We start from the raw sequence: 13,197 nt of genomic DNA, 5'->3' as shown, positions 1-13,197 counted from the left end.
GGCTACCCGACTTCGAACTTATCAAATTAACCAACTTAAATCATGAAATATTTAAGAAGATTTTTTCTCTTAACCCCAATATTACTGGCACACCTGGCGCTGGCACAGGATTCAACAGGTCTTGCGGGGACTTCCTACAGTGAAGCCTCAGCAGATACCGACGGTTCGCATTACTTATTCAAAGAATGGTACTCAGGTAGTATCAAGGGCAGCGACGACAGGGTTCGGGATGGCGTGAAGATCCGGTATGATGTGAACAAAGACGAATTGGAATACAAAGCCGATTCGGGCATGTACAGGGTTTCGGCAGGTATCAAAGAGTTCAATCTTCCTACTGGTACCGATCTATATACCTTCAGAAGCGGCTATCCTTCGGTGGGTGATCAAACTGAAAAAAGCTTTTACAGGCTCTTGTATGATGGAAATACCAAGCTTTTGAAAAAATACGTAAAGCCGATCAAGGTGGAAAAGGCAAGCGCGACCAGGCAAATGGAACCGTCGGCCAAGCTTTATATTTTGAAAGATGGTAAAATGAACCCTATTGAGCTGAATAACCGAAACAGCTTTTTGAAATTACTCACCGACGAGAAAAATAAAATGCAGTACGTGATCCGTGAGCAGCAGCTTGACTTCGCAGCCGATGACGATTTGATCAAATTACTGGAAGAATATGATTCATACAAAGCCGGGCGTGGCGGTAACTAATAGGTTATTTCTCCACGATCCAGCGATTCACACTATTGTATTTCGCTTCTAACACCACTTTAAAAAAGCCGGAAGGGTATTTACTGATATCTATTTCGGCTTTTTCATTGCTTACCGGCACTTCACCTGCCAGGTGATAAATGTCCCGTGTCCCTTTCGCAAAATTGTTTGTAGTAGTGATCCAGACTTTAACTTTTCCCTCATTATCAATAGATTTCCACGTAAGTGAAATTTTACCCTGCTCTTTTTTTATGGTTGGGCTGATAATGGAGATTTTTCCCGTCAGCGCAATTCCGTCTACTTCAAAAGCCTGGTCTTTCGGAATGTGAATATCCATATGCCGCGCCACGGTGGGCATAATGTCGACGATCCCCGGGTTGGCTTTGAAGTTGGGGTTAAGGTCTTTTGCGTTGGTTACAATCCACGTCCCACGCTCCCGGTCAGACTGCCCGCCGTGGCCTTTTCCGGTCTTACTATCGCGGCCGTGATCGGTGGTAACCACCACCAGCCAGTCTTCATTAAAGGTCTTTTCGCGGAATTGGACCGATTTCCAAAGCCGCCCCATTTGATCGTCCATCGTTTGAATAGCTTTGTGAAATTGCTCGCTATCCCCAAAGCGGTGCCCCATATCATCGGTAAATTCCAGATATACCCACGACATATCCGGTCCGTTATCGTGAATGTACAACGCAGCTTCGTCCACCACTTTCTCATCGATCTGATGAATATACTGCGCCTGTTTATCGTGGGGAAAATGAATGGTATCTACTTCCAGACCATCGAAGGAGTAATCGAGCTGTAACTTATTTGTCTGTTCCAGACCTTCCCCGACAAGCTTGGTGCGGTTATCAAGCCAGGTTGAAAATACCGCGCTCTTTTTGTGAGGATACTGGCTTTCCAGGAAGCGGAAAAGTGTCCAATAGTGGTAGTTTGGGTCTTTGATGTCGTTGTCAAAAACATTGTGCTTATTGACCCAGGTACCGGTCAAAAGGCTGTTGTAGCCTACTGCCGAAATCGTCGGCGTTTCGGAATAGGTACCTTTGTCCCCGCCTACGTGCGCCCTGGTGTACCCTCCGAGTTTGGCAATTGCGTCGAGGTTAGGTGTAGGGATTTTCTCTTTACTATCACTGGAAATCCCGTCTACAATCACGAAAAGCGTCTTTTTGATCTTTGTTTGGGCAAAAATGCTCTCATTTTGAAAAAGGAGCAAGAGGAAACTGAGCAGGGATATCGATAGAATCTTCATTTTGAACAGAAAAAAATGCTCTCAAATGAACGGGATTTTACCGGATTTGAGAGCATTGATGCACTAAGAAATTATTAAATATCAGGGATTTGCCGGTAGGTCGGGCAACGCCTCTGTTTTTTTCTTTTTACCAAAAACATAAACCAGCCCGAAATGACTTTTCAACACTCCACTATCGAATTCATCCTTCACATAAGGATTCAGTTCCAAAGCAACCTGAATGTTCCTGTTTTGAGGTAAAGGCGATATTCTCACACCTACATTCAATGAATAGCCGTCGATCGTGATCAGGTCTGCATCCGCATCGGCAATGCGGTAAAGCGGATTCAGCCGAAGTCCGCCGCCGATATACCATTGCACTACTTCGCCCCTTTTCAGGTTGATCATCGGCAGCAGATCAACGCTCAGACTGCTGAAAAGCGAGTTAGTCTGAAAGCGGGTATCGAGCCAGACCGCTTTCCTGGGACTGGTACTCACCGAAAGCAGGCTGCTCCAAGGGTAATAGCCTACTGAAGCTTGTGCTTTGAGCGTTTCGGTACTTAATGCAAAAAGGATGATGAGCAGACAGAACAACTTTTTCATCACTAGCGGCGTATTGCTTTATTCAATTTACCGGCAGCCTGCATGGTGTTCATTTTCTTCATCATTCTTCGCATTTCGTCAAATTGCTTGATCAGGTTGTTTACCTGCAAAATAGTTGTTCCGCTACCGGCTGCGATCCTTTTCTTGCGGCTTCCGTCGATCATATCCGGATTTTCCCGCTCCTTTTTGGTCATCGACTGAATGATCGCTTCAATGGGTTTGAAAGATTCATTGCTGATATCCAGATCCTTCATCGCGCTTCCCATTCCCGGGATCATGCCGATCAGATCTTTCACATTACCCATTTTCTTGATCTGCTGTAACTGACCAAGGAAATCGTCAAAATCGAATTTGTTCTGACGCATTTTCGCGTTGATTCGCTTCGCTTCGTCTTCATCGAAAGCCTGCTGCGCACGTTCAACCAGAGAAATCACATCACCCATACCCAGGATCCTGCTTGCCATCCTGTCAGGATAGAAAGAGTCCAGGGCTTCCATTTTTTCGCCGGTACTAATGTATTTGATCGGCTTGTCAACAATCTGACGGATCGAAAGCGCCGCTCCACCGCGGGCATCTCCGTCCAGCTTCGTTAAAACAACGCCGTCGAAATCAAGTCTTTCATTAAATGTTTTGGCCGTATTAACAGCATCCTGACCCGTCATCGAATCCACGACGAACAGGATTTCAGATGGTTTTACGGTGGATTTAATATCCTCCACCTCCTTCATCATCACCTCGTCCACAGCCAAACGGCCTGCGGTATCGACGATCACGATCTTCTTGCCAGTTTTCCGCGCGTGTGCTACTGCATTGGATGCAATGCTCACCGCATTCTTGTTCTCAGGCTCTGAATATACTTCAACTCCCACCTGCTCACCGAGTACTTTCAGCTGGTCTATCGCAGCCGGGCGGTACACGTCGCAGGCAGTAAGTAATACCTGGCGGCCTTGTTTTTTGAGTAATGCTGCCAGTTTCCCTGAAAAAGTGGTTTTACCGGAACCCTGCAAACCTGCGATCAGGATCACAGCCGGATCGCCCTTGATATTGATTCCTTCGGCTGTTCCGCCCATGAGCTCCGTCAGCTCTTCCTGGACGATCTTGACAAACATTTGCCCCGGCTCAACAGAAATCAGGATTTTTCGGTCAAGTGCTTTTTCGCGGATACGGTCTGTGATGTCTTTGGCAATCTTGAAGTTCACATCGGCATCGACCAATGCTTTGCGGACTTCCTTGGTAGTTGCGGCAACATTTATATCGGATATCCTGTCCTTTCCTTTGAGTGTGCGGAAGGCATTGTTAAGTTTATCCTGTAAGTTCTCAAACATGGATTATAAGGTATTGTGCTGGATCTGACTTGAAATAAGTCACAAATGTATAAATAAAATAAGGAGTACAGGAACGTTACTTCCCGTACCCCCATTTTATTCGGTTTCCTTAAGTTCGGGTTATTGCTTCAAAGCAACGCTTACCTCTGCCGGTTTCGGTGCCTGAATACCATCTTGTGCAAATTGCCGGCTGATACCTTCGTGCAGGTTATAATAGGTATCCCAATATGTAGCGCTGGGTGTCCACACACGCACATCGAAGAAAATCGCATTCTCCGTCAGTTTAGTGACCAGAATATCATGCGGTACATCTTTCAAAGCGGTCGGGCAGGCGTCAATTACCTTTTGTATGGATGTCCTGATATTATCCACGCCATTCTGACTTCCCGCCGCAAACACCATATCCACGCGAATTTTGCCTTTTCCGGAGATATTGGTGATCGGTGATGTCGACAGCGAGCCGTTTGGGAGGATAATGGTCTTGTTGTCCGGAGTTACAAGTATGGTATTGAAAATCTGAACCCCTTCAACGGTGCCGGTAAAACCTTGCGCATTGATTAGATCCCCCACCCGGTAAGGTTTGAAGATGAGAATCAGGACCCCGCCGGCAAAGTTCGCCAGACTGCCTTGCAGTGCCAGGCCAACCGCCAGACCTGCCGCACCCAATACTGCTACAAATGAAGATGTTTGGATTCCGACAATACCGGCAATGCTGAGCAGGAGCATTACATTGAGAAGTACCACCACCAGCGAGGTGAGGAACGGCTGTACGTCCCGGTCGACCTTCCGTTTCTCCATGACATTGCTCAGCATTGAACTGATTTTGCTGACAATGAAACGTCCGATAATTAGAGAAATAATGGCAAGGAGGATTTTACCTCCGTACAGTGTCGCCAACGCCCAGATCTGCGCCTTAATAATGTTAATGTCCATGTGTAATAGCGGTTTTATTGACAAATTTGGGATGAATTGCAGAGGCGGTAATTCCTGAACCCGCCGCAAGTTGCAAAGTCATTTATTTACGGGATATTAGCAACGTATATTGATAAAAATCAAGCAGAAATTATTGATTGCAAGGGCTATAAGAAAAAAGGGTGAACAACTGGCTTGTCGCCGGTTGTTCACCCTTCCTTGTATACTTTGTATTGTTTATTTCTTAAACTTCGCAGCTACCCAGCGGAACATTTTCTTTTCTTTTTCCCAAAAAAATGAAAACTGGCCAAGCAAAAAACCATAAGCCAGCAGCAAAGTCTGGTACATCGGGAAAATGAAGATGATGTAGGTAATCGTTTTCAGCCACATCGGTGTGAGGTCATCGTATCCCAGCAGGTAAAACAACCCCTTTCTAAACCAGACCACTGAGGAGCCTGCCAAACTAAAAACGGCTAATACGACAAGAACTTGCCTGGTTGTTTCCAATCCCCATTTCTGCTGCATTTTACCCAACCAGGGTTGCACATTTTTTTCTCCGCTCTGCATATATTATCGTCTTGACTGCGTTTTAGTATCCTGCAAAGAAACAATGCGAATCGCAATTTTCCTTGATTTTAATGAATGTTTAATCATGACCTTAGTCAGTGGAATGTCAGAAGCTTTATGCTTTAGGCTGTAAGCTTTAGGCTTTAAGCTATGTGTCCGGTCAACGAGTTGGCTATGGTTGCCGGGAATGATTAATAGAGTAATTCGACAGTCAATATTGAAAAGAGCATATAGCCTAAAGCCTATTGCCTATAGCTCAAAGCACACAACTTGCCGCTTCTCCTCACAGCGAAGTTCCGATTCCCGGATCTGAAAACCTTTTGTCTCTGATAAACTGCTCGTCATTCAGGGTTTTCAAAAACGCGATGATCGATTGTTTTTCGGATGCATTCAGCTGAATTCCCGGTTTCGTGCCAGTTTTCAGGAGCGGGTCCAGCGTCGCTGATTCGTGGATGCCAGGTTTTACATTATCGTTTGCATAATGGTTCAGCACTTCTTCCAAAGTAGTAAACCGCCCGTCGTGCATGTACGGCGCAGTCAAACCAACGTTTCGCAGGCTCGGTACCTTGAATTTCAAACGGTCGCTTTCGTTCAATGTGATCGCATACCTGCCCTGGTCGTTGATCCGGTTGGGCGGCAGGCCATTATTTCTGAAACTATGATCTGTAAAAAGCTCCGTAGCGTGACAGGAACTGCATTTTTGTTTGAAAACCGACAACCCTTCCTTTTCCAATGCATTCAAAGCCGATGCGTCTCCCTGTAAATGATAGTCGTAGCGTGAAGTCGCCGAAACCATCGTCATCATAAATTGCGACAATGCTTTCATCATTTTATCAGCCGTAATTTCATCTGTTCCAAAAGCCGCTTTGAACATCTTTGGATAATCGACTTGCTTCACGGCTCCTGCAACAGGCGTCTTTTTTAGTTTTTCGATCACATTGGCTGTACGCTCGCCCATTTCAACCTCATTCTGAATCGGTACCGGCGGTACTTCGTCCATTGCGTGCACGCCGCCGTCCCAGAAAAAGGAAGTATTCCATGCCATATTTTGTACAGAAGGCGAATTTCTTGTTCCGAGTTTGTCGTCGACGCCGTGGCTGAGGTCGTGTCCGTGGTGCGTGAATGCGGCTTGTTGCTGATGGCAGGTACCGCAGCCGATATTATCAGTTCTGGACAAGATCCCGTCATAAAAAAGAAACCTGCCAAGTTCAATTCCTTCTTCGGTCAATGGATTTTTAGACAGATCGTAAACCGGCGCGGGGAAGTAGGAGGGCTTGCTGAACTGCACCGGCGTCGGACCGCTTGGTTTCGGTTCTGGTTCGGGCAAAGGCTTTTCGGTCTCCTTTCCACAGGAAATCTGCACCAGCAGGAGCCAGGTGAGCATAATCGAAAAGTTGAATATATTTTTCATTGTAGCTACTGACTCATAATCAGTTGTTTCGCACTTCTTTTACGCTGAACATATTGGCATAATTATCGGCAATATTCGCAGAAAATGGTTCGAACATTACTCCTGACTTTTCTGCAATACGCAGTTTGGTAGGCCCGTCAAAAATTTTGAGGATATCAGCTTTAATATAAATCTGCGGTGCCGAGGTGGTAGTAACTGCCGCAGTGGTAACTGCCACTGTCTGACTGCCGAAATTCAGTTTTGCCGTTTTGATGTTATTCAAGGTTTTTCCCGTTCTTCCACCGAAGCCGCCGATGTGGTATTGATAATTTCCATTAGCAGTGGTCGACGAATCCGATGCTCCTTCGATCTTAAGGAAAATGTACCCCGGATTCCAGTTCCAATACATGGCTTCTTCGTTCGTAGGGCCGGTATATATATCCAAAACCCCTTTTCTGTTCTCCGGCTCTTCAATACTTTTTAAACTGTCTATTCCGATCATATATTCAATTCCGGCATAGTTACCCACCGGCACATTGTTGATCCTTAGGGTCTGCGACGCTTGATTTCCTTCGCGAACCAAAAAGTAGCTCGAATCTTTTGGTACCGTAAAGCTGCTGCCGTCGGTTTTAGTGAATTTGATATTGGAAATATAGTAATTGAGTTTGCTGACCGTAAAATCTTCACCAGCTGCGTTAATGTAAGTTCCGCTATTCAAAGCCAGGTTCGCATCGCCGACCATATTGTCAAAATTTACTACGATACTGCCGGTCTCAACTTGCGGGTCATTGTCGGAGCAGGAGAATTGAAGTAGCGCCAGTGCAGCGAATACAAAACTGGCAGCGATTGAAGAATATCTTTTCATACACTATTTGAAACAGAATGAAGGTGTTTATCTAAAAGATACAACAGAAAAAAGGGTGCATTTATTTGCAAAACCTACCTGACCTTGTGAAAAAGGCCGACAGAAAAATTCGCCGAGTACAAAAAGCGGTTATTAGCCCACGGAAAACCATAGCCCAGGCCCGGGAAATATTGGGCATAAACCGACGGTTTCGTGCGCGCACCAATCACATTGCGGATCAGTAACCTTAGAAACAGCTTTTTGTTCAGGTTAATATCATAAGCTACATATCCTTCCGTGCCCAATGCGACCTGTCCCTTTTCATGGAAACTGCCGTTATAATCTCCAAAGGCAGGCCCCGCAAATCTATAATTTCCACTATAACCCGCGAAAGAAAGCACCGGGCCATAACCCACCCGAAGCATTTTTTGCCAGCCTTGCGTCTTTTTTATCTCGTAAGCCATTCTGAAATAAACACCCCGGAAGTGTTGGGAGGGATAATGAAATGAGTATTCGTGGGTTGAACCGTCTGCAAAGCCGGCCCCAATCAGGAAGCCGCGATTCGGTTTTTTGATTGGGAGCAAATAGTAAGGTTCTATAATAATCGTTTTTCGGATGAAATATCGATTTGGGAACAGATAGGTAGGGATACTATTTATAATATCAATTCCCAGGTAATGCGGGCTCTTTTCAGTTTCCTGTGCGTTTGCATTGGAAACAAGCATTGATAAAAATAGCAGGCAGACCAATCTGTTCATGGCAAAATATCAATTAAAATCCCTTGTGCCTGCTTCCCGGACGGAAATCCCACTCTCCCGCTTACTGCATAAGATGCGTAGTTAACAGTTACTTTCTGATAAGTGCTTCTGGATTCCGGACCCTTCTCCGGCTGGCCTGCATCGACAATAAATCCGCAATCACCTTTGTATCTGAACACGCGGTTGTAGAAACAGTGAACGAATCCCGTTTTGCGCGGGAAACGAAAACAAAGGTTGTACTATCCGCATGCATTGAAATTGGCAAAGTGACGCTTCGATACATTTCGGTCAGGTTCTCGGCTTCGTTTTGGAAAATTTGATTGTCCAATGCATTCACAGCAAAAATAGAATCGATCCCCAGCGAATCCTCCATAAATCTGATCTCGACGGAAAGCTCCCGCTGCGGGCCGCAATCGACGCAGCTTTGGATAATGAATGCGAGCAAAACAACCAGCAGAGATCCTTTCATTTTGTTTATGTATTTACTTCAACCTGACCCTTTTGCTTGCTATATAGTTGCCTGCTCGCGGCGTGGCCTCCGGCTCAATTGTTATCAGAGCAAAACTATGCATTGCTGCTCACGAACAGTAATTTTCCTATATTTGGCCTTTAAACAATATGGAGGCCCTGTCTCCGTTTATGTTCAAAGTCGTTTTTTTCAGGATTGACCTCTGTTCCATTCGCTTAAACTTTCACTATTATATTTTATATGATGCTTCTGCAAGCACTTACTGACTCTACGGTAGCGGCGCCTGTTGCTGACCAGGGACTTTCTATTATAGACCTGCTCGCAAAAGGCGGCTGGGTTATGTTGCCACTTGGCTTGCTTTTCCTGGCGACGCTTTTTTTAATCATCGAGCGGTTTTTAGGGATTGGTGCGAATGGAAAGATTGAGCCGCAGTTTGTGGATAACGTTAAAGATTTTATCCAGCAGGGTAATTTGAAATCGGCCGAGTCGCTGTGCCGGAACCAGCGCAATGCAGCTGGCCGGATCCTTGAAAGAGCCTGCGGCCGGATCGGTTATCCGATCAAGGACATTGAAACAACAATTGAGAATGCGAGCCAGATTGAGATCCAGCGTATGGAAGGTAATCTGCCTTATCTGGGGGTGATCGCGGGTATTGCGCCTATGCTCGGGTTTGTGGGTACGATCTCAGGTATTATCCGGATTTTCTACGATATATCCATCTCCAACGACTTCAATATCAGTACCATCGCAGGAGGTATGTATGAAAAAATGATCACTTCGGGATCCGGTCTGATCATCGGTCTGATCGCTTATGCGGGATATCACTTGCTCAACATGAAAATCGACCGCTTTGCCTTGCGTTTGCAAATGGCTGCTTCTGATTTTCTGGATGTATTACAAAAGCCTGTGGCTGCGAAGTAAAAGACAACATTATTTATGAAAATACGTCGCAAGAGCCGGTTTGCCCCTGAGGTGTTCACGCACTCGCTCAACGATATTATGTTTTTCCTGCTCCTGTTCTTTTTGATCATCTCAACGATGTCCAATCCGAACGTGATCAAGCTGATGCTGCCGAAAGCTTCGGCCACGCAGCAGATGTACAAAAAACAGATAACATTGTCAGTGGATGAAAACAAAGGCTATTTTATTGACAAAGAACCAATCCCGTTCGATCGCCTCGAAGCGGAACTGCAAAGCATTTTCGCCAATGTAGAAGAACGGACGGTTGTACTGAGAGTAGATAAAAACCTAGCTGTCCAGGATCTCGTCGACGTCCTCGAAGTAGGCGCCAAGAATGACATCAAAATGGTGATGGCTACGGCTAAATAATTTATTAAGGAGTAAGGAGGAAAGGGAGAATGGAGGAAGGGCGGCCCGCGTAGAGGCTTGTTCCCGTTCAGCCAGTCTCCCTTTTTTTGTATAAATATTTAAAATTCCCTCCCTCCTCCGCTCCTCCCTCCCCCTTTCCTCCCTTACCCCGCACTCTCATAAATGCGATCAACAACTGCCTGCAAAATGGCACCTTGTTCGCCTGTTGCGATGTTGCTGGGTTTTCCTTCGCATGCGTTCAGGAATGCGGTTGTATTTTTAAGCTGAATATCCTCTTCTTTCAAATGTGGAAATTGAACATCCGCCAGTTCGCCTCCTATTTCGGTAAATAGAGACAGCGGCTTGTAGACGGCGCCTCCCTTTGTTCCGAAAACTTCCAGATTGACATCTTTCTCAGCTTTCATATTCAATGCAAAGGAAGCCGACAAGCTGATACTGGAATTGTCGGGAAAAGATAAGTGCGCGAAACAGGCATCCTCTACTTCAAAGCTTTCCGCATTCCATTCACCCATTAGTCCTTTGCCGCCCGCTTTTCCGATAAAATCGTAGGTATTGGCCACAATCCTGTCGGGCATTTGGTAGTCCAGCATTTCCAGCGCCAGATCGAGGATATGCACACCCAGGTCCATCAATGCGCCGCCTCCCTGTATGGATTTGTTCGTAAAATTTCCCCAGCCCGGGATCCCGCGCCGCCGCAGGTAATTGGCTTTGATATGATAGATTTTACCTAATGCTCCCTCTTCGCGACATTTTTTGATAAATGAGAATTCGGGAGTTTGACGCAATTGGAGGTTGTAGGCAATGATCTTACCTTTTTGCCTGGCAAGTTCTGCCATTTCGCTGGCTTCTGCGGCGGTTATGGCCGGCGGCTTTTCGCAGAATACGTGACAATCATTTTCGAGTGCCTGCATTGCAAAAGGATAATGCAGGTTATTGGCTGTGCATATCACCACCATATCCGGCTTGCCTTCGCCTGCATACATCTCGGCAGCGTTATCAAAGGCGAAAGGAACCTGGTGCTTGTCTGCCAGCGCGCGGGCTTTTTCTTTAACCCGGCTGCATATTGAAATGATTTTGACCCGGTCGCTGAGCGCTTTTAATGCGGGAATATGGTTTTGGTCGGCAATGTGCCCGCCGCCGATGATAGCGGCCTTGAGGAGTGACATAGGAATGCTGTTATCTCTGATATAGTTGCCGTAAAATATGGAAACATTAGCAGAAATAACAGCAGGGATGTTCTATGAAATGTTAGTTCTTGCTGTCATGAAGCTCTTTATGGTATTTGTACTTACCTGTCGTTTGAAAAGTCATGACAGAACTTGGATGGTTTGGAATATGGTAATTCATAAATCGATAGCTACTCGAATCGGGTGTGTAGCGATATTCAGCTTTTGGAGGATTTGCGGACGGTTTGAAGGTTTTAGGCTCAAAGAAAGCGAGGGAAGAGTTGAAAAGATCCTCAACCTCTACTCTGGCGATCCGGACGGCTGTTAAAAGTGGTTTGGGTTCCGGTAAATGAAAACCCTGCCGCATCTCGGTTTTTTCGCCGGGCAAGTCAAACTTCACCTCAATATCCTGCGTAACGCTCAGTGGTTTTCCGTTCTGGATAGCAGGCTGCCATTTGGGCATATTCTTTACTAATCTCACGGACTCTGCGTCCAAACCAAATCCGACCCCTTTTACGATCGCCACATTACCGATCGAACCTTCCTTGGTTACTGTAAATCTTACCGTGACGATCCCCGACACTTTCGCTTTTCTGGCGCTTTCCGGATATTCTGTATTGTTTTTAAAATAATCTACCATCGCCTGCTGGCCGCCCGGAAATTGCGGTTTCTGTTCGACGACTACCATTTTTTCAGTTTTAGACCCGGAATCCTGTGGTTTTCCTACCGGTGCATCCTGTCTGACAACATTTGCCTGGACAGGCTCGGTGCTGGCTTCAAGTATAATGTCGTAGATGAGCTTATTCTTGTTAATCTTGATTTCCTGCGACTTGAATTGCACGTGACTAACCACAATTGAAGCGTTTTCGGGCACATTGCGCAGCTCAAATCTGCCTTCGGCGTCAGTGGGCGTACCCTGGTTAGTTCCCTTTACGACCACAATTGCGTCGGCTACCTTCTTCCCGTTGTTATCTGAGACAGTACCTTTAATATTGATACCTAAGTTTTCAATTATCGCGGTGTTCCCGTTGGCAGGAGAGGGGATATGTTCCCTTGCCGCGGTCAAAAAAACTGTTACAGCAGTCAATGGAACAATCAGTACATATTTGGCCAGTAACCATTTCGGCGTGCGGTTCTTGTATATCATCTGAATTCGGTTTTTGAGTAAAGAGGAATTGGCAAAATGATTTGCAAGCATCTGCTCCGGCACTTTTAATGCATAAGAGACGAGGAAACTAGCATAACGGTCGCGGTTAGGCGCTTCCACATCGGCCAGGTATTCGTGCACGGCCTGGATCGAACGCTTGTAAAGCCACAATACCGGATTGAACCAAAACAGCGCTTTCAATATTTCAATCAGCATAATATCGGCACTGTGCCACTGCCGGATATGCACATACTCATGCCTGATGATCGCGTCAGGGTTATTTTCGTAGTCGTCCCGGTTGACAATGAGCCATTTAAAAAATGAAAATGAGCCGTTATCTGCATGCTGGTATTCTGAATTGTCCGTGAATATGAGTATGAAACCTTCCGTGGAAACACGCTCGCTGTGGCGTATCAGCAAAAACAATTTTCTAAAAGAGCTCGACAGCTTGAAAATCAATAGGAGAACGCCAGCCAGGTAACAGCCCAGCGCTACCAATGCCCAGTTGAATGGTTCCTCTGCCGGGCCCGTCGCAGCAGTTACGATTTGTACGGATTCACGGACATTTCCGGTTTCCAAAACAGGCGCGGGAATCGAAAAGGTGATTGCGGGAAGTAGAAAAGCTGCACCGATCGAACCGAGTAAAAAGAACCTGTTCCAGTGAAAGAAGGTATGTTGTCTGAAAAATAGCCAGTAGCATCCGTAGAATAGGGCCAGGTACAGGTTCGCTTTGGCCAGATAGGTCAGCATTTCCATG

General features: G+C 46.0%; 14 protein-coding genes. 3 read left to right on the top strand and 11 right to left on the bottom strand.

The features are described from left to right. The first annotated feature begins 42 nt into the window (after positions 1 to 42). Positions 43 to 705 (top strand): hypothetical protein, encoded by a 663-nt coding sequence (locus tag FXO21_RS08070; RefSeq protein ID WP_149639612.1) that lies wholly within the window; start codon positions 43 to 45, stop codon positions 703 to 705. Between the two features lie 4 nt (positions 706 to 709). Here the strand turns inward: FXO21_RS08070 and FXO21_RS08065 are convergent, their stop codons facing one another. The 9 genes from FXO21_RS08065 to FXO21_RS08025 form a co-directional block, all read right to left on the bottom strand. Continuing rightward, positions 710 to 1,951: an alkaline phosphatase family protein gene (locus FXO21_RS08065; protein ID WP_149639611.1), complete on the bottom strand. Its 1,242-nt coding sequence runs from the start codon at positions 1,949 to 1,951 to the stop codon at positions 710 to 712. An 81-nt stretch (positions 1,952 to 2,032) separates the two neighbouring features. Next, positions 2,033 to 2,533, bottom strand: a complete 501-nt coding sequence (locus FXO21_RS08060) for a hypothetical protein (protein ID WP_149639610.1) — start codon at positions 2,531 to 2,533, stop codon at positions 2,033 to 2,035. Between the two features lie 2 nt (positions 2,534 to 2,535). Further along, the gene (gene ffh, locus FXO21_RS08055; protein ID WP_149639609.1) at positions 2,536 to 3,858 is read right to left on the bottom strand and encodes a signal recognition particle protein; all 1,323 of its coding nucleotides are present in this window, start codon (positions 3,856 to 3,858) and stop codon (positions 2,536 to 2,538) included. A 120-nt stretch (positions 3,859 to 3,978) separates the two neighbouring features. Continuing rightward, positions 3,979 to 4,791, bottom strand: coding sequence for a mechanosensitive ion channel family protein (locus FXO21_RS08050; RefSeq protein ID WP_149639608.1), 813 nt, complete (start codon positions 4,789 to 4,791; stop codon positions 3,979 to 3,981). Positions 4,792 to 5,007: 216 nt separating this feature from the next. After that, a complete protein-coding gene (locus FXO21_RS08045) occupies positions 5,008 to 5,337 on the bottom strand; it encodes a DUF6787 family protein (protein WP_149639607.1) in 330 nt (109 codons plus the stop codon). A 283-nt stretch (positions 5,338 to 5,620) separates the two neighbouring features. Continuing rightward, on the bottom strand, positions 5,621 to 6,748 hold the full coding sequence (locus FXO21_RS08040) for a cytochrome-c peroxidase (protein ID WP_225865613.1): 1,128 nt from the start codon (positions 6,746 to 6,748) through the stop codon (positions 5,621 to 5,623). A 19-nt stretch (positions 6,749 to 6,767) separates the two neighbouring features. Continuing rightward, positions 6,768 to 7,592: an MbnP family protein gene (locus FXO21_RS08035; RefSeq protein ID WP_225865612.1), complete on the bottom strand. Its 825-nt coding sequence runs from the start codon at positions 7,590 to 7,592 to the stop codon at positions 6,768 to 6,770. 74 nt (positions 7,593 to 7,666) lie between these two features. Beyond that, positions 7,667 to 8,329, bottom strand: coding sequence for a hypothetical protein (locus FXO21_RS08030; protein ID WP_149639606.1), 663 nt, complete (start codon positions 8,327 to 8,329; stop codon positions 7,667 to 7,669). 88 nt (positions 8,330 to 8,417) lie between these two features. Further along, positions 8,418 to 8,798 carry a hypothetical protein gene (locus FXO21_RS08025; RefSeq protein WP_149639605.1) on the bottom strand — a complete coding sequence of 127 codons (381 nt, stop codon included), beginning with the start codon at positions 8,796 to 8,798 and terminating at the stop codon, positions 8,418 to 8,420. A gap of 240 nt (positions 8,799 to 9,038) precedes the next feature. Between FXO21_RS08025 and FXO21_RS08020 the strand changes: the two genes are divergently transcribed. Further along, positions 9,039 to 9,719 carry a MotA/TolQ/ExbB proton channel family protein gene (locus FXO21_RS08020; RefSeq protein ID WP_149639604.1) on the top strand — a complete coding sequence of 227 codons (681 nt, stop codon included), beginning with the start codon at positions 9,039 to 9,041 and terminating at the stop codon, positions 9,717 to 9,719. 15 nt (positions 9,720 to 9,734) lie between these two features. Next, on the top strand, positions 9,735 to 10,127 hold the full coding sequence (locus FXO21_RS08015) for an ExbD/TolR family protein (protein ID WP_031528248.1): 393 nt from the start codon (positions 9,735 to 9,737) through the stop codon (positions 10,125 to 10,127). A gap of 143 nt (positions 10,128 to 10,270) precedes the next feature. Here the strand turns inward: FXO21_RS08015 and FXO21_RS08010 are convergent, their stop codons facing one another. Both FXO21_RS08010 and FXO21_RS08005 read right to left on the bottom strand, forming a co-directional pair. Beyond that, positions 10,271 to 11,293, bottom strand: coding sequence for a Gfo/Idh/MocA family protein (locus FXO21_RS08010; protein WP_149639603.1), 1,023 nt, complete (start codon positions 11,291 to 11,293; stop codon positions 10,271 to 10,273). Between the two features lie 82 nt (positions 11,294 to 11,375). Then, the gene (locus tag FXO21_RS08005; protein WP_149639602.1) at positions 11,376 to 13,196 is read right to left on the bottom strand and encodes a M56 family metallopeptidase; all 1,821 of its coding nucleotides are present in this window, start codon (positions 13,194 to 13,196) and stop codon (positions 11,376 to 11,378) included. Position 13,197: the final 1 nt, after the last annotated feature.

The organism is Dyadobacter sp. UC 10 (assembly GCF_008369915.1).
Taxonomy (GTDB): Bacteria; Bacteroidota; Bacteroidia; order Cytophagales; family Spirosomataceae; genus Dyadobacter.
This window is presented reverse-complemented; position numbering and strand designations above follow the sequence as displayed.